The sequence below is a fragment of the Mycobacterium gordonae genome (assembly GCF_002101675.1).
Taxonomy (GTDB): Bacteria; Actinomycetota; Actinomycetes; order Mycobacteriales; family Mycobacteriaceae; genus Mycobacterium; species Mycobacterium gordonae.
In genome coordinates, this window is sequence record NZ_LQOY01000260.1 from 45,998 (window position 1) to 69,243 (window position 23,246).

Consider the following 23,246-nt stretch of genomic DNA (forward strand, 5'->3'; position numbering starts at 1 on the left):
ATTCTCAGGGTGAAGGTAACGGCATGTGTTGCACCGCATTTGCGTGCGGTTAGGCTTCGTTGGTGGCCGATCATCCGTCGTCGTATCTGGTGCTGGCATCCCAGCGCAGCGGCAGCACGCTCCTGGTCGAATCGCTGCGTGCGACCGGTGTGGCCGGCGAGCCTCAGGAGTTCTTCCAATACCTGCCTACCACCAGCCAGTCTCCGCAGCCACGCGAGTGGTTCGCCGACGTTGAGGACGAGTCGATCCTGGCGCTGCTCGATCCATTAGACGAGGGAAAGCCTGACCTGGCGCCGGCCGAGATCTGGCGTGACTACATCCGCACGGTAGGCCGCACACCCAACGGGGTGTGGGGCGGCAAGCTGATGTGGAACCAGACGCCGCTGCTGCTGGATCGGGTGGCGGGGCTGCAGGAGCGCTCCGGCGAGGGACTGCTGGCCGCGATCCGCGACGTGGTCGGTGAGGATCCGTTGCTCATTCACATCCACCGCCCCGACGTGGTGTCGCAGGCCGTGTCGTTCTGGCGGGCGGTGCAGACCCGGGTGTGGCGGGGCAGGCCGGACCCGGTGCGCGATGCGCGGGCCACCTATCACGCCGGTGCGATCGCGTACGTGGTCAGGATGCTGCAGGCGCAGGAGGCGGGCTGGCAGGCCTGGTTCGCCGAGGAAAACGTCGAACCGATCGAGATTTCTTATCCCGTGTTGTGGCGCAACCTGACTGAAGTGGTCGGTGACATCCTCGAGCGACTGGGCCTGGACCGGCGGTTGGCACCCGAACCGGTGCTGCAGCGCCAAGCCGACCAGCGTTCCGACGAATGGGTGGACCGCTATCGGGCGGATGCCGAAAGAGAGGGGCTACCAACGTGACGCTCACGGACACAACGCACGTCGACGAACTGCGTCTGCTCGAAGCCGAGGCGGTGCACATCATCCGCGAGGTCGTCGCCGAGCTGGAGCGCCCCGTCCTGCTGTTCTCGGCCGGCAAGGACTCCATCGTGCTACTTCGTCTGGCGGAGAAGGCTTTTCGTCCACTACCGCTGCCCTTCCCGGTGATGCACGTGGACACCGGACACAATTTCCCCGAGGTGATCGAGTTCCGCGACCGCCGGGTGACCGGACAGGGCCACAAGCTGATCGTCGCGTCGGTGCAAGAGTCGATCGACAAGGGACGCGTGCCGGATCCCGGTCCGAGCGCATCGCGCAACCGTGCCCAGACCCGCACGTTGCTGGACGCGCTGGAAGAGGGTGGCTTCGACGCGGCGTTCGGCGGTGCCCGTCGCGATGAGGAACGCGCCCGCGCCAAGGAACGGATCCTGAGTTTCCGGGACGAGTTCGGCCAGTGGGATCCGCGTGCCCAGCGACCGGAGCCCTGGAGCCTCTACAACGGCCGGATCAAGAAGGGTGAACAAGTCCGGGTGTTCCCGCTGAGCAACTGGACCGAGATCGACGTCTGGCGTTACATCGAGCTGGAAAACCTTGAGATACCGTCGATTTACTACGCCCACGAACGTGAGGTGTTCGAGCGCGACGGCATTCTGCTGGCCGTTTCGGAGTATGCCGGCCCGCAGGACGGCGAATCGGCCGCGGTGGAGTGGGTGCGCTACCGCACCGTCGGCGACCTCACCATCACCGGGGCGGTGCGTTCCAAGGCCGCCGACATCACCCGGGTCATCAGCGAGATCTCGGCGGCCACGGTGTCCGAGCGCGGTGAGACCCGCGCCGACGACCGCACGTCGGCGGCCGCGATGGAAGACCGCAAGCGAGAGGGGTACTTCTGATGACCGTCCAGGATCAGGTCGCACCGACCAGGGGCTTGACGCGGCAGTTGCTGCGCATCGCGACGGCTGGGTCGGTGGACGACGGCAAGAGCACCCTGATCGGCCGGTTGCTGCACGACACCGACAGCTTGCCGCTGGACCACCTGGAGGCGGTCACCGATGAGGAGGGCGTTGCCGACCTGGCGGCGCTGTCCGACGGGCTGCGGGCCGAGCGCGAGCAGGGCATCACCATCGACGTCGCCTATCGCTTCTTCTCCACCGAGAACCGCAGCTACATTCTGGCCGACACCCCCGGTCACGAGCGCTACACCCGCAACATGTTCACCGGTGCCTCCAATGCGCACGTGGCGATCCTGCTGGTCGACGCGCGCGCCGGCGTGCTGCGTCAGACCCGCAGGCATGCGCGGATCGCAAAGCTGTTGGGCATCAAGCACTTCGTCGCCGCCGTCAATAAAATCGACCTCATCGACTTCGACCAGCGGGGGTTCGCCAAGGTAGAGGAAGAGCTGGGTCACGTCGCGGCGCGCCTCGGCGAGGTCGACCTGACGGTGATCCCGTTGGCCGCCAAGCTCGGCGACAACGTCGTGCACCATTCGGAAAACACGCCGTGGTACACCGGGCCCACGCTGCTGGAGTATCTGGAGAATGTGGACCTCGTTGCCCCCCAGGCAGAGGCGTCGCGGCTGCGGCTGCCCGTGCAGTGGGTGTCACGGCCCACCGCCGAGGCGCGTCGCCGCTACACCGGCCGGCTGGCGGCCGGCACGCTGAGTGTGGGCGACCCGGTGATCTCGCTGCCCGCCGGCACTCGCTCCACGGTCACCGCATTGGACACCCTCGACGACGAACGAACGACAGCCGTTGCGCCGCTGTCGGTTTCGATCGAACTCGCCGACGACATCGACGTGGGCCGTGGCGACGTGTTCATCAGCGGCGCCGACGACGCGGTTGCGCCGGTGCTGGCCCGTGAGCTTGACGCCGTCGTGTGCTGGTTCGTCGACTCGCCGCTGCGGGCCGGTGACCGGCTCGCCCTCAAGCAGACCACCAAGAGCGTGCGGGCCACCGTGCAGGAATTGCACTCCCGGCTGGACCCCGAGACCCTCGACGAACTCGACGGCCCAGTTGAGCTGGTTCTCAACGACATCGGTACCGTGACGCTGCGCACCAGCTCGGTCGTGATCGCCGACCCTTACGACGACAATCGGGACAGCGGCGCGTTCATCCTGATCGACGAGGCCACCAACGACACCGTCGGCGCCGGCACCATCGTGGAGGCCCGGGAGGTGAAGCCGGGTAGCCACCAGCGCACCGACATCCGTTGGCATCCGTCGGCGTTGGACCGCAAGCACCGCTGGACCGCTACCGGCCAGCCGGGAGCGACGATCTGGTTCACCGGGCTGCCGGCGTCCGGCAAGTCCACGGTCGCGGTGGCCGTGGAACGGGCCCTCGTGGAATCGGGCCGGGTAGCCTATTTGCTGGACGGCGACAACCTGCGCCACGGCCTGTCCGACGACCTCGGCTTCTCCCCCGGTGACCGGACGGAAAACATCAGGCGGGTAGGGCATTTGACGCGTCTGCTGGCCGACGCGGGTGTGGTGGCGCTGGCGTCGCTGGTGTCGCCACTGAAGTCGGACCGCGAAACCGCCCGCGCGCTCAGCGAAGCCGCCAAGTTGCCGTTCCTGGAAGTGCACGTCGCCACCTCGCTGTCGGAGTGCGAAAAGCGTGACCCGAAGGGGCTTTACGCGCGCGCCCGCAGCGGTGAACTCAAGGGCTTGACCGGAGTCGACGCGCCCTACGAGCCACCGGAAAACCCCGACCTGGTGCTGGATACCACCAACGCCGACATCGACGAACTCGCCGCGCAGGTCATCAGCCTGCTCAACGAAGTCAGTCCCCGCCCGCCCCGCTGACACTGGACTCAGCACGATCCGATCACTTGGTCGACGGGCCTTGGCGCGCAACAATTCCGCCATGAGTAAGGCCCGCAGGCAGCCTGCGATTCCGGCCGATTGGTGGGCCACTCTGGTGGCCGGGGTGATCGCGGCACTCGCGGTCGCCGACGTGCTTCCCCGGATTCCCTGGTGACCCGCGTCCAGGCCGAGGCGAGATCCGACGACGCCACCGGCGCGCGTCCACTCGAGTACGTCCCGGGCCTGCTCTTGCTGGTTGCCGCGGGCGTACTCGGCAAGTACGCGCAGATCTGGTGGAACGCCCTGGCCCGACGCGAACACTGGACCGTGCCGGACATCGAATATGTGTTGTGGGCCATCCTGATCGGGTTGCTGATCGCCAACACGATCGGACTGCATCCGGTCTTTCGCGCCGGGGTGGCGACCTACGAATTCTGGCTCAAGATCGGCATCGTGCTGCTCGGCTCCCGATTCGTGCTCGGTGACATCGTGAAACTGGGTGGCGCCAGCCTGGTTCAGATCCTGATCGACATGCTGATCGCGGGGACCATCATCCTGGCCGCGGCTCACGCGTTCGGGCTCTCCGGCAAGCTGGGCTCGTTGCTGGCGATCGGCACCTCGATCTGCGGGGTGTCGGCCTTCAAAAAAGCATTGTGGCCGCCAAGGGCGCGATCCGGGCCCGCAACTCCGACGTCAGCTACGCCATCGTCGCCATCCTCGCACTGGGTGCCGTCGCGCTGTTCGCCCTCCCGCCGCTCGGGCATGCGATCGGGCTCACCCGAACCGGTTGGCGCCCTTTGGTTGTCGCGGTGATCGGTCTGACCGTCGTCGCCTCGGTCTCGCTGGGGCTGGTGTTGTTCACCTCGCGCGTACTGCACTGGGGCGTGGGCGGCTAGCGCGCAAACCGCCTTGTCAGCGGTAACGTCGGTAGTAGCCAACCGGGCCGTCGACGGGAGAAACCATGATGAGGTACGGCATCGTCGGAGGAATGGCTGTCATCCTGACGGCCGGGGGACTGATCGCTTCGGCGCCGCCGGCTAGCGCCGGCTGCCTCTACGGAGGCCCCTATCTCAGCAAGTGCGACGGACCCGTGCAGCCCGACGGCACCTGGCAACGCTGCGTCGCGGTCACCCGTCTGGTTCCCAACGGCGCCAGTTCCTATCTGGTGCCCGACAAGCGCTGCGACCTGATGGGTCCCGGTCAGAATGCGGGAGATTTCCCCTTCGCCGACCCACTGACGCACATCGACGACTAGTTAGCCGACCCGTCGGCCGTCCCGCGCAACCCCCATCCGGTCGCGGAGGTAGACCTCGGCCAGGAACTGCTCGACGGCCACCGCGGTGTGCGCCGCGCGGACCGAGCCGAAGATGTCGAAAGCGTGCTGTGCCCGGGGCAATTCGGCGTACACCACCGGGTTCCGGCTGACCTCACGCAGCCGCTCGGTGAAGCTGCGCGCCTGCTCGACCGGGATCAGCGAGTCGTTGGTGCCGTGCAGGACGAAGAACGGCGGCGCGTCTTCGGAGATGTGGGTGATCGGTGAGGCGAGCCGGAAGGGCTCGGCAATCTCGTGCCGGCCCAGCTTGAAGACCCGCTTGGCCATCATGGCGTGCATCATCGGATGCACCGCGTCGTCCCGGGTGAAGTCGTAGAACCCGTAGAAGGGGATCGCGGCCTGGACCCGGGTGTCCGCGTCTTCGAAGCCGGCCTGGAACAGCGGCTCGTTAGGGGTAAGGGCGGCAAGGGAAGACAGGTGTCCCCCGGCCGAGCCACCGGTGATGGCGATCCAGTCCGGGTCGCCGCCGTACTCCGCGATGTTCTGCTTCGTCCAGGCGATCGCCCGCTTCACGTCGACGATCTGGTCGGGCCAGGTCGAACGCGGGCTGAGCCGGTAGTTGACGGACACGCAGATCCACCCGAGTTCGGCCAGGTGGCTCATCAACGGATGTGCCTGGCCGCGCTTGTTGCCCACCATCCAGGCGCCGCCGTGCACCTGCAACAGCACCGGAGCCGGACCACCGCGCTCGAGGTCGGGCCGCCGCCAGATGTCGAGATGGTTGCGTGAGCCGAACTCCCCGTAGCTGATGTCCACGTCGTGCGCGTAGTCCCGCCAGATGCGGAGCATGCGCGCCGGACCGGGCTTCTTGGCGGTGGCGCCGTCGGGCGCCGCCCGCTTCCACAGGTCCCCGGCCTCGGTGCGCCGGTCGGGTCCCAGCCCTTCGTCCAGGGCAGCGGTCAGCGCCTCGTCAGCCGACCGGCCGGTCCGGTGCAGCCCGAGTAGCCCCAGTCCGGACACCGTTGCCAGCAACCAGCTGACCAGGTGCGTGCGGCCAGGCGCCCGAGGAGTTACCGCGGCGAGCGCGGCGAACTGCGCAGCAAGGGCCGGTACGGGAAGCTCGGTCGCGAACAGGCCGTAGCCGAACGCATGGCCTGCCAAATACCCCCGCTTGCTCACCGGGCGGTAGCCGTTGACGGCGAACAACACCCCGGCTAAAGCCACGAATATCGCCGCTATCCGCTTCATCGACTTCCCCTCCCGTCGACCTCGGCCGCAATCGGCCGGATGGGTTTCCTTAACTAACCTAACCGCCCCGCTCGGGCATCTCTCAACCAGTTTCCCCCGCCGCACCGGTACCCCCGGCGTCATGAGTCTGCGTCGCCGTGCCGCTCCTCGCCGAGCAGACGCGGAAGCCCCCAAAAATGGCGAATTTTGGGCGCTTCCGCGTCTGCTCGCGGTAGAAAGGCTAGCTCAGGCGGGCGGCGGCGGCGTTGATGCGTTCGTCGGTGGCGGTCAGCGCGACACGGACGTGCCGGGCGCCGGCGGGACCGTAGAACTCCCCGGGCGCCACCAGGATGCCGCGGTCGGCCAGCCACCCCACCGTCTCCCGGCAATCCTGGGCACGGCTGGCCCACAGATAGAGACCGGCCTCGGAATGGTCCACCGAAAAACCTGCGGCCCGCAGCGCCGGCAGCAGCACGGCGCGGCGCAGCGCATACCGCTCGCGCTGCACCTGCTCGTGCTCGTCGTCGTCCAGCGCAGCCACCATCGCGGCCTGCACCGGGGTCGGCACGATCATCCCGGCATGCTTGCGCACGGCCAGCAATTCGGTGACCACATCGGCGTCGCCGGCGACGAAGCCGGCCCGGTAGCCGGCCAGTGACGAGGTCTTGGACAGCGAGTGCACCGCCAACAACCCGGTGTGGTCGCCGTCGCACACCGAAGGGTGCAGCACCGAGAACGGTTGGGCATCCCACGCCAGCCCCAGGTAGCACTCGTCGGAGGCCACCAGCACGCCGCGTTCCCGGGCCCACCCCACGACCTTGCGCAGGTGATCGACGCCCAGCACCCGGCCCGTGGGATTGCTCGGCGAATTGAGATAGATCAGCGCCGGGGATTGCGGCCCGAGTTGGGTCAGCGAGTCCGCCCGCACTATCTGCGTCCCGGCCAGCCGCGCACCCACGTCGTAAGTGGGGTACGCCAGTTCCGGAACGACGACCACATCGGCGGCACCCAAGCCCAGCAGGGTCGGCAGCCACGCGATCAGTTCCTTGGTGCCGATGACCGGAAGCACGGCGGCCTCGGACAGACCGGTGACACCGAATCGGCGGGTCAGCGCGGCCACGGCCGACTCCCGCAGCCGTGCGGTGCCGGCGGTGGCGGGGTATCCCGGCGCCGAACTGGCGGCCGCCAGCGCCTCGCGGATCAGTGGCGCGACCGGGTCCACCGGGGTGCCGACCGAGAGGTCGACGATGCCGTCCGGATGGGCCGCGGCCGTGGCCTTCGCCGCGGCCAGCGTGTCCCAGGGAAACTCCGGCAGCGACGCCGACACCCGGCGTAGCTGTCGCGCGCTCAGTCGTCCTCGCCCTGCGGCGGCAAATCCTTGACCACTTGCGGGTCGTTCTCGGTCATACCGACCTTCGCCGCACCCCCCGGCGAGCCCAACTCGACGAAGAAGTCGGCGTTGATCTGGGTGTACTGACTCCACTGGTCGGGCACGTCGTCTTCGTAGTAGATCGCTTCGACGGGGCAAACCGGTTCACATGCTCCACAGTCGACGCATTCGTCGGGGTGGATGTACAGCATCCGGGCGCCCTCGTAGATACAGTCCACCGGGCACTCTTCGATGCAAGCCTTGTCCTTGATATCGACGCAAGGCTGGGAAATCACGTACGTCACGGACGTCTCCTCAACGTGTCCTCCATGAACGGGCTGCGGGGCGCGTCACCCCAGGGGCTTCTAAGGTGAGCGTTCGGTTACTGATACTAAACGTCGCAGATACAACTCCGGCAATTGGCACGCCCGTGGGACAGACCGCCGCTATGAACCTTGTTGCATAGGTACGGTCGCCGCAGCTAAGGTGCGCGGGGTGGCGCTGCCTCACGCGATCCTCATCTCGCTGTGCGAACAGACCGGTTCCGGCTACGAATTGGCTCGCCGCTTCGATCGCTCGATCGGCTATTTCTGGAGCGCGACCCACCAGCAGATCTACCGGACACTGCGCGACATGGAGAGCAAGGGCTGGTTGCGCGCCACCATCGTGACCCAGCACGGTCGTCCCGACAAGAGGGTCTACACCGTCTCCGCGCGTGGCCGCGAAGAATTGGCGCGCTGGATCGCCGAGCCGCTGCAGCCGTCCCGGCCCGGGCGGGGTAATGGCTTGAGCGACAACAGCACCCGGGACATCGCGGTCAAACTGCGCGGGGCGGCCTACGGCGACATTGCTGCGTTGCGCGCCCAGGTCGACGCGTTGCGCGCGGAGCGGGCCGCGTCGCTGGAGACCTACCGCGGACTGCAGCGACGCACCTTCCCCGACACGTCCGCACTGCGCGATGCCGCGCTGCACCAGTACCTGGTATTGCGCGGCGGCATCCGCGCCGAGGAAAGCGCCATCGAGTGGCTCGACGAGGTGGCCCGGGCACTGCAGGAGACAAAGCCTTGACGTCGTACCCGAACCTGTTGTCTCCGTTGGACCTTGGCTGTATCACCCTGCGCAACCGGGTGGCGATGGGTTCCATGCACACCGGGCTGGAAGACCGGGCCGGCCACACCGATCGGCTCGCCGAGTACTTCGCCGAACGGGCCCGCGGCGGCGTCGGACTCATCATCACCGGCGGGTACGCGCCCAACCGCACCGGATGGCTGCTGCCGTTCGCTGCGCAGCTGGTCTCGCCGGCCGAAGCCCGGCGCCACCGGCGCATCACCACGGCGGTACACGACGAGGGCGCCAAGATCCTGCTGCAGATCCTGCACGCGGGACGCTACGCCTACCACCCACTTTCGGTGAGCGCATCGTCAATCAAGGCTCCCATCAACCCCTTTCGCCCTCGGGCACTGACCGGCCGCGGCGTCGAATCGACCATCACCGATTACGTGCGGTGCGCGCAGCTGGCCGCCGACGCCGGCTACGACGGCGTCGAGATCATGGGCAGCGAAGGGTATCTGATCAACCAGTTCCTGGCGCCGCGCACCAACAAACGCACCGATTCGTGGGGCGGCACGCCGCCCAACCGCCGCCGGTTCGCGGTCGAGATCGTGCGCCGAACCCGTGCCGCGGTGGGGCCTGACTTCGTCATCTGCTACCGCATGTCGATGGCCGACTACGTCGAGGACGGCCAGAGCTGGGAGGAAATTGTCGCGCTGGCAACCGAAGTCGAGGCCGCCGGCGCCACGCTGATCAACCCCGGGTTCGGCTGGCATGAATCGCGGATTCCGACGATCGTCACCTCAGTGCCCAACAGTGGCTTCGTCGACATCAGCAGCGCGGTGGCCGAACGGGTCACCATCCCGGTCATGGCGTCCAATCGAATCAACATGCCCCAAGCCGCCGAGCAGATCCTGGCCGACACCGGTGTGCAACTGATCTCGATGGCGCGACCGCTGTTGAGCGACCCGGACTGGGTGCTCAAGGCGCGATCTGGCAGGGCAGGCGAGATCAATACGTGCATTGCCTGTAACCAGGCCTGCCTGGACCACGCCTTCGCCAAGAAGACGGTGTCATGCCTGCTCAATCCTCGGGCCGGACACGAGACGACGTTGAGGTTGTCGCCGACGCGCCGGGCCCACTCGGTGGCCGTCGTGGGAGCCGGCCCGGCCGGACTCGCCGCCGCGGTCGGCGCCGCCCAGCGCGGACACCACGTCACCCTGTTCGACGCGAACGACTTCATCGGCGGCCAGTTCGACCTGGCACGCCGCATCCCCGGAAAGGAGGAGTTCGGTGAAACGCTGCGCTACTTCGCCACGATGCTCGACAAACACCGCGTCGACGTCCGGCTCAACACCCGGGTCGCCGCCGCTGACCTCACCGGATACGACGATGTCGTGCTCGCCACCGGCGTCCTGCCGCGCCGGCCCCGCATTCCAGGGATCGACCACCCCAAGGTGCTGACCTATGCCGAGGCAATCACCGAGGTCAGCACGGTCGGCAGAACGGTCGCGGTGATCGGCGCCGGCGGCATCGGGTTCGACGTCAGCGAGCTGCTGGTCACCGATCAGTCGCCGACACTGAACGTCAAGGACTGGAGAGCCGAGTGGGGTGTGCTCGACCCGGGCCTCGATCCCGGCCAAGGTCGCACGGCGCGGGGCAGCCTGACCACTCCGTTGCCCGGGCCGCCGGCCCGCGAGGTCTATCTGTTGCAGCGCACCAAAGGGCCGCAGGGGACACGACTGGGCAAGACCAGCGGATGGGTGCACCGGGCATCGCTGCGAGCCAAGGGTGTCCGCCAGCTCTCCGGGGTGAGCTACGAGCGCATCAGCGACGACGGCCTGCACATCAGCGTCGGCAACAACGGGCCGCGGCTGCTGCCGGTCGACAACGTGGTGCTGTGTGCGGGCCAGGAGTCGGTGCGTGACCTACAGGGCGATCTGCGGCGCGTCGGCGTGGCCGCCCACGTCATCGGCGGCGCCGCGTTAGCTGCCGAGCTCGATGCCAAGAGCGCCATCCGGCAGGGCACCGAACTCGCGGCCCGGCTGTGACCGGCGGCCGGGCCTTCGATTTCGCTCACCGCGAAACCGCGGTTTACAAGCTTCTGACCTGGGAATAGTTACATCCGCACACCGCCGTGCGATAACAATTTGCGTAGTAGCAAGTCCAGGGGGCCTGGTAGCCTTGACCGCAGACGGCAACCGCTGGGCAGATGTCGTCGCCGTTGAAGCTAGCGGTGCAATAGTTGGGGAAGGTGTCCACAATATGAGGCTGTCGTTTATCGGAATGGGTGTCGCCGCGGGCGCCGCCGCCATGTCTTTGGGTCTGGGAGCCGGCGTCGCCTCGGCAGACCCGTTTGACGGAGTCGTCAACACCACCTGTAGTTACCCGCAGGTGATCGCCGCGCTGAACGCGACCAACCCGGGTGCGGCGGCTCAGTTCAACTCGTCGCCGATCGCTCAGAGCTATCTGCAGCGGTTCCTGGCGTCGCCGCCGCCGGCACGGGCACAGATGGCCGCGCAGCTGCAGGCCATGCCTGGGGCCGCGCAGTACATCGGCGTCGTCAGTGAAGTCGCCGGCGTCTGCAACAACTACTGAGAGTTCTGATCCGCGGGCGTAACGTCGCGGCGTGACCCTCCGGGCACGCGGGCGTTACGCTCGCGTTTTTGCCTCCGCAGCACAGTCCGAACGCAACGACGCGGCGATGCCGAGGCCCAGGAGTATGGCAGGGTCTGCGGTCGCCGGGTGTAGCGCCAATCCGGCACTGAACCAGGACAGCGATGCTGATCTCGACCAGCATGAGTGCCGAACCGACCGTGAGAACACGAACGCCGCGTCCCGTCGACGGCCGCGCGCGGCCGAGGACTACCGCGAGCGCGAGGGTTCCCCGGACGATCAGCAAGGCCTGTAATCGCACCGCGCCGGCGTGTCCGGAAAGGTGCGAAACCAGCGCCGCGCCACTGCTCTCGATGCCGGCCGGCGGCGATACCACCAGTGAACTGGTGAACAACACCGCGAAGGCCACAGCTGCCAGAAGCGGAACGCGACGGCTCACGTTCGTCGGGCTAAGCCGCCAGCGTCGCGTAGGTCGTGGTTCGCTGGCGCGCCGGGCGGCCAATGCCCTCTGCGATGGCGGCCAGTTCGGCCGCTGATTTCGCCGAGCCGTGCTCGGAACCGGCCATCCGCGAAATCGTTTCTTCCATCAGGGTGCCGCCCAGGTCGTTGGCGCCGCCGTTGAGCATCACCTGGGTGCGCTGCACCCCGAGCTTCACCCAGCTGGTCTGGATGTGCCCGATGCGCCCATGGAGCATGATCCGCGCGAGTGCGTGCACCGCCCGGTTGTCCCGGTGAGTGGGACCCGGCCGCGCGGCGCCGGCCAGGTACAGCGGCGAATTCTGGTGTACGAAGGGCAACGGCACGAACTCGGTGAACCCGCCGGTGCGGTCCTGAATGCCGCGCAGCACATTGAGGTGCCCCACCCAGTGCTTCGGGCTGTCGACGTGGCCGTACATCATGGTCGACGACGACCGCAGGCCCACCTCGTGGGCCGTGGTCACGATCTCCACCCACAGCGAGGTCGGCAACTTGCCCTTGGTGAGTACCCACCGCACCTCGTCATCGAGGATTTCGGCGGCGGTGCCCGGAATGGTGTCGAGTCCAGCCTCGCGCAGCCCGGTCAGCCACTCGCGAATGCTCAACCCGCTCTTGGTCACACCGTTTGCGATCTCCATCGGGGAGAAGGCGTGCACATGCATCGAGGGCACCCGGGCCTTGACCGCCCGCACCAGATCGGCGTAACCGGTCACCGGCAACTCCGGGTCGATGCCGCCCTGCATGCAGATCTCGGTGGCCCCGGCCACGTGCGCCTCCCAGGCGCGGTCTGCCACCTCCTGCGCCGACAGCGAGTACGCGTCGGCATCGCCCTTGCGCTGGGCGAACGCGCAGAACCGGCAGCCGGTGTAGCAAATGTTGGTGAAGTTGATGTTGCGGTTCACCACGTAGGTCACATCGTCGCCGACCACCTCTTGGCGCAGCGAATCAGCAAGTGCGCAAACGGCTTCCAGCGCAGGTCCGTCCGCGGTGGCCAGTGCCAGGTATTCGTCGTCGGTGCAGCCGCCGGGGTCGCGTTCCGCCGAGCGCAGCGCGGCGAGCACATCGGTGTCGATCCGTTCCGGTGCGCGCGAGGCCAGTTCGTGGACGCGCGAGCGGATGGATTCCCAGTCCCCGAAGGCACTGTCGAGGTCGCTGCGCGCCTCGGTGTTGCGGCCTTCGGTGTCGATCGCGGCGTTCAGGTCCACCCGACCCGAAGACGCCACCTCGTCGGGTTCCTGCCACGGCATCCCCACCGGGTTGACGTCGCGAGCGAACCCGGTGGCCGGATCCGCAAGTGCCACAACGTGCCCGCCTACCCGCGGGTCGATCCACGCCGCGCCGGCCTGCACGTACCTGGGCTGCGCGGTCAGCCGCTGCACCAGGTCGTAGCCGGCCTGCGCGGTGACTGCCGCCAGGTCGTCCAGTGCCGGCCACGGCCGCTCGGGATTGACGTGATCGGGCGTCAGCGGCGAGACGCCGCCCCAGTCGTCGACACCTGCCGCCACCAGCGCCAGACATTCATCGCGAGACACCAGGTTCGGCGGCGCCTGGATGCGCATGCCGGGTCCGAGCACCAGCCGGGCCACTGCCACCGTCGCCAGATAATCCTCGATGCCGGCATCAGGCACGTCGGCCATCGCGGTGTGTTCCTTGGCCCGGAAGTTCTGCACGATCACTTCCTGAATATGGCCGAACTCCTTGTGCGACTTGCGAATCGCGTGCAACGTGTCGGCCCGCTCGGCCAGCGTCTCACCGATGCCCACCAACAGCCCAGTGGTGAACGGAATGGACAACCGGCCGGCGTCGGTCAGCGCACGCAACCGGACCGCCGGATCTTTGTCCGGGCTGCCATAGTGGGCCAGCCCCTTGGTTTCGAACAGCCGCCGCGACGTCGTCTCCAGCATCATGCCCATCGACGGCGCCACCGGCTTGAGCCGGGACATTTCCGACCAGGTCATGACGCCGGGGTTCAGGTGCGGCAGCAACCCGGTCTCTTCGAGCACCCGGATCGCCATGGCGCGCACGTAGGACAGCGTCGAGTCGTAGCCGCGCTCGTCGAGCCATTCGCGGGCCTGGGGCCAGCGGTCCTCGGGACGGTCACCGAGGGTGAACAGCGCTTCCTTGCAACCGAGCTCGGCGCCGCGGCGCGCGACGTCGAGGATCTCGTCGGGCTCCATGTACATGCCCATGCCGCGGGCACGCAGCTTGCCGGGAACCGTGACGAAGGTGCAGTAGTGACAGTTGTCCCGGCACAGATGGGTGACCGGGAGGAACACCTTGCGCGAGTAGCTGATCGGCAGCCGGCCGGTAGCCCCGCGACGCCCGGCCGATTCCAGGCCCGCGTCCCGTACCCGCGCCGCACTGGCACACAGATCGGCCAGGTCATCCCCGCGCGCTGACAGCGCGACGGTGGCCTCGTCGAGGTTCAGGACAACCCCGTCCCGGGCCCGGCGCAACACCCGGCGCAACGCCGAGCTACTGACTCTGGGTGGCACGACGGGAGCAGGCAAGACCGTCGGCTCCGGTGGCCCCGGTGTTACTGGCACGTTGGTGTAACTTCCCCGTTCTCCGATTTCATCCGCGCGTCCCACCTGGTGGGAACGTTCCACGCCGCGAGCAGCCGGGCATCCCCGTTCCCGCTTCCGCAACAGTAGCGGCAGGCGGCGCTCGGCACGCGACTGACCAGCATGCATATTGGAAGCGCATTTCACCAACTAGGGCCACCACCGGCGGCGACCACGATAAAATCGGGGCCTGTCCGCCGGGCGGAGCAAGCCCGAGCGAAGCCGAACCTGATATTCAAAGGGGGTGAGTGGGATGTCATTTCTGCACGCGTCGCCGGACGCGCTGAAGGCGGCAGCCTCCAGCATCGCCGGCATCGGCTCGGAGATCAGCTCGGCCAACGCCGCGGCGTCGCTGCCCACCACCGGCGTCGTAGCGGCCGCCGCGGATCAGGTCTCCGCTCAAGTGGCAGCGCTGTTTTCCTCGCACGCCCAGGGATACCAGCAGCTCAGCACCCAGATTTCGGCGTTCCACGACAAGTTTGTGCAGGCCCTCGGCGCAAGTGGCGCTTCCTACGCCAACGCCGAGAGCGCGGCAGCGCGGGCCCTGGCCGACGCCGTCAACGCGCCGGCTCAGCAATTGCTCGGCCACCCGCTGATCGGGCCGGCTGCTCCCAGCCTGGCCGGTGCCGCCGCCAGGGCCGCGACACAGGTGCAGAGCGCCCTGCAGGGTGTGCCCGCCGGCAACCTGCTCAGCGTGCTGGGGCTGACGCCAACCGGCGGACTCGGCGGCCTGACCGCCACCCGCGCGCTCGCGGGCCCGTTGGCCGCCGAGGCGGCGCCCGCGGCGGTGATACCCGTGTCCTGGGCCACCGCGATCGAGAACTTCTACAATTTCGCCGAGCCCTACGTCCAATACGGCTTCAATTTGGCCGCATACGCCGCGGGTTGGCTGCCATACGTGGGGATTCTGGCGCCGCAGATCAATTTCCTGTACTACCTCTTCGAGCCCATGGTGCAGGCCGGGCTGTTCAACACGCTTGACTGGCTGGCCGGAACGATCACCTTCAGTCAGGGCCTGGCCAATTTCTGGTCGGCGACGTCGGCGTCGATCAACCAATTCCTGTACACGGAGTGGTACTGGATCCGGAGCTTCTTGCCGCCGCTGCCGCCGTTGCCGCCATTCTTCCCGTAACTCCGGTCAGGGGTGGGCTCGGCGCCGCCACAGCACCCATACCGGTGGCGCGACACCCAGCACGATCAGCAGCAGGGCCGCGTACGCCATGACGCCCTGACCGCCGAGGATGATGTCACCACCGGGTCCACCCAGGCTCGCCACCGCCACCGTGAGCAGCCAGGTCCACAACGGCAGTGCGGCCATACGGGGTGAGGTGGTCCACCGGCTCGCGGCCCAGACCAGAGCGGCGTTGACCAGACCACTGATCAATGCGCTGATCGGAAAGGGCATCGACCCGATATAGGACGGCAATAGCAGCGCCCCGGCCAGGGCGGAAAGCACCCCGTCGACGGCCAGCAGCGCCAAGACAACAAACCGGATCGCCGGATCTGTCGCGCCGGTCTCCTCCCCCGTGACGACGCGTGGCTGGGTGTCGGTCAGGTTGGGACGCTGTCGATCTGCGAGAGGATCGAGCCGAGTACCCACTGCATACTGTCGAGTCGGTCCTGCCAGTGCTGCAGATTCGGGTCCAGGTCGGGGTCCATGCGCGTTCCTTCCTCTTCCTTTCGAGGCGGCCTGAGTCAAAGCCTAATTGCCCGAGCCGGTGATGCCCAGACCGGCAAGCAAATCCGTCTCCCAGCCACGCTCGTCGCGCTCCCCGGCCGCACCCGCCACCAGAATGTAGTGCTCGTGCGAGAGGATAGGCAGTGCAAGGTTATTCGACAGGGCGCAAGCCCGTCCGGTCGCGCCGACGGTGAGTTGCGTGGCATGTGCCGCAAGGGCGGCAACCTTGGCCGCGTGCGCGTCCGCACCCGCCTCGACAACGGCGTTGATGTCGTCATCGAGGAAGGTGAACGGAATGTCCTCCGGCGGCAGCGTCCACTCCGGCCGCAGGTCTTCGGGGACCAGTGCGCGCAGGCCGGCAGCCATGGCGTTGCGGGCCAGGACGGTCCAGTAGAACTTCGGCACCGGCCACGGCTCGCCTGGGAAATCGTCCGAGCTGCCGGCGGCGGCCACCGCCGCGGTGGTGACGGCGTGCGTGCGGATGTGGTCCGGGTGGCCATAGCCGCCGTTGGGGTCGTAGGTCACCACCACGTGCGGGCGCAGCTCGCGGATCAGCGCCACGAGGGCGCCGACGGCTTCGCCTTCGTCGGCATCGACGAATCGGCGCCGGCCGCGCGGCTCCGTCCCGGCCATGCCGGAGTCACGCCAACGCCCCGCTCCGCCAAGGTAAACGGGGCCACTGACGCCCAGTGCGTGCAAAGCCCGGCTGAGCTCGCTGATGCGATAACCGCCGAGTTGATCGGCATGGTCGACGGCGAGTTGGGCCCACCGATCCCCGACCACCTCCCCTTCCTCACCGAGCGTGCAGGTCACCACGTGGACCTGCGCACCGCGTGCGGTGTAGTGGGCGATGGTGGCGCCGTTGGCGAGGCTTTCGTCGTCGGGATGTGCATGGACGAACATCAGCCGCGGCGTTTCAGGCATGGACGAACCCTACCGCCGACCGCCCGGCAACCGAAAAGTCGCCTTTAGTGAACGATAGGAACGCTAACGGCTACTATCGACCAATGCCGCAGGGGACCAGGACCACACCGAGCGCCAGCCGCAGCCGACGGCGCGGTGAAGTACTTGAACGCGCGCTTTACTCGGCGACTTTGGCGGAGTTGGCCTCGGTCGGGTACGGCGGTTTGACCATGGAAGGCATTGCGGCACGCGCACACACCGGCAAGGCGGCGTTGTATCGGCGCTGGACGAGCAAGCATGACCTGGTGCAGGCCGCCATGACGCATAACGTGCCACCGTTGCCGGAGCCGCGGGCCGGCCGCTCGGCCCGGGAGAACCTGCTCGCCGTGTTCACGGCCCATCGTGATGTGTTGGCAGGCAAGACCGATTTTCCCGGCCTGGAGATCATCAGTCAGCTGATCCATGAGCCCGAACTGCGGGCGATCTTCGTCGACGCCGTGGTGGTTCCGCGGGTGAAGATTGTCGAGTCGATTCTTAAAGCCGCGGTCCAGGAGGGGGATATCGATCCGGCGACGATCACGCCACTGACCGCACGCATCGGGTCAGCTCTGATCAACCAGCACTTCATGCTCACCGGGACGCCGCCGACCCGCCGCGAACTGACACTGATCGTGGATACCGTCATACCGCCCAAAGGCAAGGTAGCGCAGGTTAATTGACGCAGGCTGCGGCGCCGGGATGGTCAGCTGCCGGTCATAAGTCCGGCCAGATCCAGCCCGACCTCCATGCTCTGGTCGAAAGCACCCAGCAGGCCCCCTATTTGGCCGCCGTTGAAAGTCTGCGATCCGCTGCCCAGCAGCAGCCCCGAGGTGAAGGTCGTCGGCACCTGCGGCCCGGAGAACAGGTTGAACGCCTGCTCGCCGGTGCCAAGCAGCAGATTTCCGACATTGAAGGCACGGTTCAGCGCACCGTTGAGCGCGCTGTCCGTCTGGAAAACCTGCTGCTCCCAGACGACCTCGTTGGTGACCAAGTTGTGGTTCAAGCCCATTTGGTTGGTGACCAAACTGGTGTTGAAGTTGATCTGCGCCGTTTCTATCTGCTTCAGAAGACTGCCCGGCGAGCTCAACAGCGACTGCACCGGCGGGGGGAGCACACTCAACAATGCCTGCCCGGGCGGACTGCTCAGCACCAAGCCGGCGAGGTCCGCTCCGACTACCAGGCTCTGGTCAAACGCGCCCAAAGGGCCACCGATTGCACCGCTGTTGAACACCTGTGCGGCGCTGCCCGTCAACAGACTTGAGGTGAAGTTCGCCGGAACCTGGGCACCCACAAGCAAGTTCGCGGCCTGTTCGCCGGTGCCCAGTAACAGATTCCCAGCGTTGAAGCCGCGGTTCAGAGCACCGTTGAGAGCATTGTCAGTACCGAAAATGGCCTTTTCGAAAGCGATCTCGCTGCTCACCAGCGCACGATTGAACACCAACTCGTTGGCCACCAGATTGGAATTGAACGCGATCTGCGCCTGCTCCAACTGCTCCATGGGTGTCGCGGCAGCAGCCATCGCTTGCAGCGGTGACACATTGGCCGCTTCTGCACCGGAGAAGGCAGCCGCAGCCGCTCGCATCGTCTGCACGAACTGATCGTGGAACCGTGCCGCCTGTGCGTTGAGGGCCTGGAATGCCTGTCCGTGTGCACCGAATAATGCTGCGATAGCAGCGGATATCTCGTCGGCGCCAGCTGGCAGCACCGAGGTCGTAGCGGCCGCCACCGAGGAACCGGCAGCTCCCATCGCCTCGCCGATGCCAGCCAGATCCGTTGCCGCAGATGTCAGATACTCCGGCGCAAGAGTCAAGTAGGACACGGCACTCCCCCCGCCCCTCGGTACGACGGCCCTCCCCGCCCGGTCGCCTCGCTATTCAAGAATGAACAAATTCTAGCCGCGTGAGCGGAGCCGCTCAGGGGTTTCTATGAACTGGGATAGATAAAATCATTGCACTTCGCGCACAGGGGGATATGCGCTTCGCTGCAGGCACCGGGCGGCTCAAGCCGATCGGCCCGCCACCACGAAGATGACGGGCCGACCAGGGGATGTCCAGGTGAGTCGGCTACCCGCCGCCACCACCGACGGTGCCGCCAACCGTGCCGCCGATTGTGCCACCCAGAGTGCCGTTGATAGCGCCCGTCAACGTGGCGTTGATGTTGGCAAGCAGGCTCGGAAGCCCACCGGTGAGGGTCACCTGAATCGGCGCGAAGAGACTGCTCAACACCGCGGCGTCGAACAACCACTTCTGCTCGAACGCGCCGAGCAGGCCGCCGGCCGTCACGCCACCGAAGACATCTCCCGGAGCGGTGACCAGCAGGCTGCCCGTCAGGTCGGCGGCGGGGGCGCCGAGCAGCGCGTTGACGACGCCCTGCGGGGTTCCGACCAGCAGCAGGTTCAGGCCGTTGAAGGCGTTGTTCACCGCGCCGTTGAGGGCGCCACCCGTCCCGAAGACCATTGTCTGGAACAGCTGTTCGTTGGCGACCAGGTTCGCGTTGAAAGCCAACTGGCTGTCCACCAGCGCCTGCAAACTGGCCGGAGTCAGGTTCAGCTGCGTCAACAGCGATGTGTCGAGCCCTGGCACGCCACCCAGCGCCGTGTTCAGCGAAAGCAGTTGATGGGCAACACCGGTCAGACCGCCGCCGATCGGGAAGCCGGGCGACTCGAGCGCGCCGTTGACGATCAGGCTGCTGGTCAGGTTGGTGGCCGGTGCGCCCACCAGGGCGTTGACCAACTGCTCGCCCGTACCCACCAGCAGGTTGCCCGCGTTGACGGCATAGCCCAGTGGACCGGCCAACGCCGGCGCGCCGAACAGCGCGACCTCGTTGGCGACGATCGCCTCGTTCAGGGCGATTTCGTTGCTGACCAACCCGCTCAACATGCCGCTCTGCAATTGCTCGAAGCCTGCCAACCCGGTCGTCGGAAGGGCCGCGACGGCGTTCACCAGCGCATTCAGCCCCGCTGTGTCGCCGTTGACGGCGCCGCTCAGTGCCGCACTGATCTGACCGCCGAGCGCCGGCAGAGCGACGTTCAGGTTGGCCAGCCCGGCATTCAGATTGCCCGCCAAGGTGGCGCCGGCTTGCGTCAAGGCGGCGAAGTTGGGAACCGCGAAGTTGAAGTTGGGCAGCGTGAAGTTCAAGTTGGGCAGCCCGAAGTTGGGCAGCGTGAAGTTCAAGTTGGGCAGCCCGAAGTTGGGCAGCGTGAAGTTCAAGTTGGGCAGCCCGAGGTTGCCCGACAGGGCCCCGTTCAGCGCGGTACTGAGCTGAGCGCCCAGGCCCGAGAAGCCGCCAGTCAAATTCGCCAGCACCCCAGGCAGATTCGCGGTGAACCCGCCCGTCAGCGCGGGCAGCGTCACGTCGAAGCTCGGCAGCCCCGACAACGCGGCGCTGATGTTGGCGGCCAACGAACCGCCGGTCTGCGTCAGGCCGGCCAGGCCTGAACTGAGGCTGGTCGCCAGCATGCCGCCGGTCTGAGCCAAACTCGTGAGTCCCGCATTCACGTTGGCCGCGAACGCATTACCCAAAGCGCCGAAGTCCGGCAACCCGCCGCTGAGACTGCCCGACAGGGCAGTGTTGAGCTGAGCGCCCAGGCCGGAGAGCCCGCCGCTGAAGGCGCCGGTGAGCAGGCCGGGTCCGAAGTTGGCGTCGAGGGCGCTGTTGATGACCAGGCTGCTCGCGAAGTTGGCTGGAACCTGTGCTCCCAGAAGCAGATTGACGGCTTGCTGGCCCCCACCCACCAATGAGTTCGCGAAGTTGAGGCCGACGTCGGCGGCATTGGACAGGGCGTTGCCGCCGCCCAACAAGGCTTGGCGCAGCGCCACCTCGGTGCCCACCAACGACTGATTGAACGACAACTCCGCATTGACCACATTGGCGGTGAAGCCCGCCCAGGCCTGACCGATCCCCTCAAGGGACAACGAAGGGGCGGCCAGCCCGTTGACCAACGCTTGCGCGGTGTTCACCTCGGCCGCCGCATAGGCGCCGGCGCCCGCGGTCACGGCCTGAACGAAACGCTCATAGGACGCCGCGACCTGCGCGCTGACTTGTTGATACCCGACCGCATTCTCCGAGAACAGCGCGGCTATCTGCACCGACACCTCGTCGGCGGCTGCAGCTAGCACGCCTGTGGTCGACGCAGCCGCTGCCGCATTGGCCGCGCCGAGCGCCGACCCGATACCCGACAGATCTGCACCGAATGCCGACATTATTTGTGGCTCGACAAAGACGAATGACATGGACCGACCCCTCACCGCAATGATTGCTGGCTTACCCCGGCCCGATCAGGTGCCCTTTACCCCCGACCGAAGCGTATCGCGGGGGTTGACCGGAGCAGGCGATTTCTAAACGTGGATTTTTGTAACAATTTGTCGCAGGCTCCGTTGGTGGGTGCGCACGAAGCCGCCGGCCATGCGCAAAGTTTCGAGATCATGCCCAAATGATCTGCATAGCATGAAATTCGGGTTATTGCCCGACTTTGACCCACTGCCCGGCGTCGCCGACGATGCCGACCGGCACCGCGCCGGTCAGGCTGACGTTCTGCACACTGGGGCCGGCTCCCACGATCGTGGTGTCCTGCAGGATCGGCAGCACCGTCGACATGTTCCACAGCCGTGGCTCCACCGCGGCGATCACATCGTTGATGTTCTTGGATCCGTTCAGGGCGGCGTCGATGTTCGATTCGATGCTGCGGTCGCAAATCCCGGTCAGGTTCGACGGTGCTTTGACCAGAGCGCCCGGATCCGGTGGGCGACTCGGTGTCGTCGGTGCTGACGTGGTGTCCGGCGCTGCCTGCGTGGTGGCACCGGAGGGCGTCGACGATGTAGTAGTGACAGGAGCATTCGGGGCAGGCACCTCAGTCGCTTCCAAGGCGGGGCAGCCGAACCGGGAAGCCAAGGAAGTAGCCAGGTTTCCGCCGGCCTGATGCCAACCCACCAACGCGTCCACCTGATGGTTGTTCAGCGCGTCGCGGTACAGGGTCACCGGATCCAGCGCCAGCACGCTGGCCGCGATGCCGGCGTTGCGCAGCTGGTCGGCTGCGGTATTTGCTACCGCAACCGAAGTCGGGTCGTTGGCCGCCACCCCGATCACCAGCGATAACTGCTTGCCGTCCTTGCTAATTCGGCCGCGGATCACCTCCGGTGGTCCGGTGCTGACCGGCGCGGTCGTCGAACTGGGCGCCGGCGAAACCGATGTGCTGCTTTCTATTTGATAGCCGGCGGCCTCCAGCAGTCCCATCGCCGCCATCGTGCTCATGGCCGGTGGCGCCGTCGGCACATATCCGGGGTCGCTGGGCGAGCGGATCTGCGCCTGGGCCAGCGTGACGGTGTTGTCGCTGCCGGCTCCCACCGCGGCCAGCAGATCGACGTCTACCAGGCCCAGGATCGCCTTGCGGACCTGAGAGTCGGCCAGCTTGGGCTCGTTCGCCCGCAGCGTGAGCTGCATGACCCGCGGCGTCACGATGCGGGCGGTCCGCACATCCGGGATCGCCGACAGTTGGGCGAAGGCGGCCGACCCGCCGTGCACCTGGGCAACCTGGGTGTCGCCGTTGCGCACCGAATCGGCCAGGGCGGCCGGGGCGCCGGCCCGCCGGAACTGGATGAGCGCCGGCTTGGCGGGCGGTCCCCAGTACCGGTCGTTGCGGGCGATCAGGATCTCGTCGCGCTGCGGGTCGATGTTCTCCACCCGGAACTGCCCGCCGGTGACCGGCACCGCGCGGGCTAGCCCGGAGGAGAATCCGCCCGGCACGTCTTTGACGATGTGCGCCGGCAGCAGGTTATTGAACAGTTCCCGCCAGGCCGGGTACGGCTGCGCGAAGGTGACGACGGCCTGTTTGCCGCCTTCCAGCGACTGCACAGAAGTAATGAGGTCATAGCCGGCCGGATCCACCACGCCGGGCTGGCTCACCATCTGGCGCCACAGGTACCAGAAGTCGTCCGCGGCGATGGGCGCATTGTCAGTCCACTGCGCCTCGGGCCGGATCTTGTAGGTCACCGTGAACGGTTTCTCGCTCGTCACGTCTGCTGCCACCAGCAGCGTGGGATCCATCTCCCACCGCGAACCCGTCGACGAGTTGGGATCGGGCACCGGGCGGAAAGCACTGGGTAGCACCAGGGCGCTGATCGCCGCGTTCACCGGGGACAGGTCGGAGAGCAGGTGTGGATTGAACCCCGCCCCGATGGAGTCGATACCCATGATGATCTGGGTGGGGTGCTGCGGCGGCGGCGGCGTGTTGTGCGGCGTGTCGGTGCTCTGCGGCGCCGGCGGCGGACTCACCGTGCAGCCCGACAACACCAGACCGATAGCCGCCACCAGCACGCCGATTGCCACCAGGACGTGGCGGGCTCGGTGCAGCACGCCAATCAGGGTATC

At 67.0% G+C, this 23,246-nt stretch carries 18 protein-coding genes and 1 pseudogene; 10 read left to right on the top strand and 9 right to left on the bottom strand.

What is annotated here, in order from left to right; all coding sequences use genetic code 11:
- Window positions 1–62 precede the first annotated feature (62 nt).
- The 5 genes and pseudogenes from stf0 to AWC08_RS34625 all read left to right on the top strand — a co-directional run bounded on the left by stf0 (window position 63) and on the right by AWC08_RS34625 (window position 4,939).
- Window positions 63–866 (top strand): trehalose 2-sulfotransferase, encoded by an 804-nt coding sequence (gene stf0 / locus AWC08_RS34605; RefSeq protein WP_069434827.1) that lies wholly within the window; start codon window positions 63–65, stop codon window positions 864–866.
- Window positions 815–1,777 (top strand): sulfate adenylyltransferase subunit CysD, encoded by a 963-nt coding sequence (gene cysD, locus AWC08_RS34610; RefSeq protein ID WP_276077505.1) that lies wholly within the window; start codon window positions 815–817, stop codon window positions 1,775–1,777. Before stf0 ends, cysD begins: the two co-directional genes overlap by 52 nt.
- A complete protein-coding gene (gene cysC, locus AWC08_RS34615; RefSeq protein WP_065134561.1) occupies window positions 1,777–3,684 on the top strand; it encodes an adenylyl-sulfate kinase in 1,908 nt (635 codons plus the stop codon). The genes cysD and cysC overlap by 1 nt, the downstream gene beginning before the upstream one ends.
- A gap of 168 nt (window positions 3,685–3,852) precedes the next feature.
- Window positions 3,853–4,463, top strand: a pseudogene (locus tag AWC08_RS34620) (putative sulfate exporter family transporter); the annotation flags it as partial.
- 185 nt (window positions 4,464–4,648) lie between these two features.
- The gene (locus AWC08_RS34625) at window positions 4,649–4,939 is read left to right on the top strand and encodes a CDGP domain-containing protein (protein ID WP_069434829.1); all 291 of its coding nucleotides are present in this window, start codon (window positions 4,649–4,651) and stop codon (window positions 4,937–4,939) included.
- On the opposite strand, the gene AWC08_RS34630 is transcribed toward AWC08_RS34625, so the two are convergent.
- The 3 genes from AWC08_RS34630 to fdxA all read right to left on the bottom strand — a co-directional run bounded on the left by AWC08_RS34630 (window position 4,940) and on the right by fdxA (window position 7,858).
- Entirely contained in the window at window positions 4,940–6,205 is a 1,266-nt protein-coding gene (locus AWC08_RS34630; protein WP_065134559.1) for an alpha/beta hydrolase, read from the bottom strand. It abuts the gene before it with no gap.
- 220 nt (window positions 6,206–6,425) lie between these two features.
- Window positions 6,426–7,511 carry a succinyldiaminopimelate transaminase gene (dapC, locus tag AWC08_RS34635; protein WP_069434830.1) on the bottom strand — a complete coding sequence of 362 codons (1,086 nt, stop codon included), beginning with the start codon at window positions 7,509–7,511 and terminating at the stop codon, window positions 6,426–6,428.
- Window positions 7,512–7,531: 20 nt separating this feature from the next.
- Window positions 7,532–7,858, bottom strand: a complete 327-nt coding sequence (gene fdxA / locus AWC08_RS34640; RefSeq protein ID WP_065134557.1) for a ferredoxin — start codon at window positions 7,856–7,858, stop codon at window positions 7,532–7,534.
- A gap of 190 nt (window positions 7,859–8,048) precedes the next feature.
- Between fdxA and AWC08_RS34645 the strand changes: the two genes are divergently transcribed.
- The 3 genes from AWC08_RS34645 (at window position 8,049) to AWC08_RS34655 (ending at window position 11,201) form a co-directional block, all read left to right on the top strand.
- Window positions 8,049–8,621: a PadR family transcriptional regulator gene (locus AWC08_RS34645; RefSeq protein ID WP_069434831.1), complete on the top strand. Its 573-nt coding sequence runs from the start codon at window positions 8,049–8,051 to the stop codon at window positions 8,619–8,621.
- Window positions 8,618–10,654: an NADPH-dependent 2,4-dienoyl-CoA reductase gene (locus AWC08_RS34650; RefSeq protein WP_069434832.1), complete on the top strand. Its 2,037-nt coding sequence runs from the start codon at window positions 8,618–8,620 to the stop codon at window positions 10,652–10,654. The genes AWC08_RS34645 and AWC08_RS34650 overlap by 4 nt, the downstream gene beginning before the upstream one ends.
- 214 nt (window positions 10,655–10,868) lie before the next feature.
- Window positions 10,869–11,201 (top strand): hemophore-related protein, encoded by a 333-nt coding sequence (locus tag AWC08_RS34655; protein ID WP_065134555.1) that lies wholly within the window; start codon window positions 10,869–10,871, stop codon window positions 11,199–11,201.
- A gap of 467 nt (window positions 11,202–11,668) precedes the next feature.
- On the opposite strand, the gene AWC08_RS34665 is transcribed toward AWC08_RS34655, so the two are convergent.
- A complete protein-coding gene (locus AWC08_RS34665; RefSeq protein WP_085088831.1) occupies window positions 11,669–14,242 on the bottom strand; it encodes a bifunctional FO biosynthesis protein CofGH in 2,574 nt (857 codons plus the stop codon).
- 271 nt (window positions 14,243–14,513) lie between these two features.
- Here AWC08_RS34665 and AWC08_RS39340 point away from each other — a divergent pair, with 271 nt between their 5' ends.
- The gene (locus AWC08_RS39340; protein WP_065134553.1) at window positions 14,514–15,392 is read left to right on the top strand and encodes a PE family protein; all 879 of its coding nucleotides are present in this window, start codon (window positions 14,514–14,516) and stop codon (window positions 15,390–15,392) included.
- A 6-nt stretch (window positions 15,393–15,398) separates the two neighbouring features.
- Here AWC08_RS39340 and AWC08_RS34675 read toward each other — a convergent pair whose 3' ends face one another.
- Entirely contained in the window at window positions 15,399–15,860 is a 462-nt protein-coding gene (locus tag AWC08_RS34675; RefSeq protein WP_065134552.1) for a hypothetical protein, read from the bottom strand.
- 102 nt (window positions 15,861–15,962) lie between these two features.
- Entirely contained in the window at window positions 15,963–16,862 is a 900-nt protein-coding gene (mshB, locus tag AWC08_RS34680; protein ID WP_069434842.1) for an N-acetyl-1-D-myo-inositol-2-amino-2-deoxy-alpha-D-glucopyranoside deacetylase, read from the bottom strand.
- 83 nt (window positions 16,863–16,945) lie between these two features.
- Between mshB and AWC08_RS34685 the strand changes: the two genes are divergently transcribed.
- Window positions 16,946–17,560 carry a TetR/AcrR family transcriptional regulator gene (locus AWC08_RS34685; RefSeq protein ID WP_065134550.1) on the top strand — a complete coding sequence of 205 codons (615 nt, stop codon included), beginning with the start codon at window positions 16,946–16,948 and terminating at the stop codon, window positions 17,558–17,560.
- A gap of 23 nt (window positions 17,561–17,583) precedes the next feature.
- Here the strand turns inward: AWC08_RS34685 and AWC08_RS34690 are convergent, their stop codons facing one another.
- The 3 genes from AWC08_RS34690 to AWC08_RS34700 all read right to left on the bottom strand — a co-directional run bounded on the left by AWC08_RS34690 (window position 17,584) and on the right by AWC08_RS34700 (window position 23,237).
- A complete protein-coding gene (locus AWC08_RS34690) occupies window positions 17,584–18,699 on the bottom strand; it encodes a PE family protein (RefSeq protein ID WP_069434841.1) in 1,116 nt (371 codons plus the stop codon).
- Window positions 18,700–18,943: 244 nt separating this feature from the next.
- The gene (locus tag AWC08_RS39345; RefSeq protein ID WP_085088828.1) at window positions 18,944–21,112 is read right to left on the bottom strand and encodes a PE family protein; all 2,169 of its coding nucleotides are present in this window, start codon (window positions 21,110–21,112) and stop codon (window positions 18,944–18,946) included.
- Between the two features lie 226 nt (window positions 21,113–21,338).
- A complete protein-coding gene (locus AWC08_RS34700) occupies window positions 21,339–23,237 on the bottom strand; it encodes an ABC transporter family substrate-binding protein (RefSeq protein ID WP_069434843.1) in 1,899 nt (632 codons plus the stop codon).
- Between the last annotated feature and the right edge of the window lie 9 nt (window positions 23,238–23,246).

Coding starts and splice junctions, on each gene's coding strand:
- cysD (WP_276077505.1), top strand. CDS start 815: ATGGGTGGACCGCTATCGGGCGGATGCCGAAAGAGAGGGGCTACCAAC.
- cysC (WP_065134561.1), top strand. CDS start 1,777: ATGACCGTCCAGGATCAGGTCGCACCGACCAGGGGCTTGACGCGGCAG.
- AWC08_RS34625 (WP_069434829.1), top strand. CDS start 4,649: ATGAGGTACGGCATCGTCGGAGGAATGGCTGTCATCCTGACGGCCGGG.
- AWC08_RS34630 (WP_065134559.1), bottom strand. CDS start 6,205: ATGAAGCGGATAGCGGCGATATTCGTGGCTTTAGCCGGGGTGTTGTTC.
- AWC08_RS34655 (WP_065134555.1), top strand. CDS start 10,869: ATGAGGCTGTCGTTTATCGGAATGGGTGTCGCCGCGGGCGCCGCCGCC.
- AWC08_RS39340 (WP_065134553.1), top strand. CDS start 14,514: ATGTCATTTCTGCACGCGTCGCCGGACGCGCTGAAGGCGGCAGCCTCC.
- mshB (WP_069434842.1), bottom strand. CDS start 16,862: ATGCCTGAAACGCCGCGGCTGATGTTCGTCCATGCACATCCCGACGAC.
- AWC08_RS34685 (WP_065134550.1), top strand. CDS start 16,946: ATGCCGCAGGGGACCAGGACCACACCGAGCGCCAGCCGCAGCCGACGG.
- AWC08_RS39345 (WP_085088828.1), bottom strand. CDS start 21,112: ATGTCATTCGTCTTTGTCGAGCCACAAATAATGTCGGCATTCGGTGCA.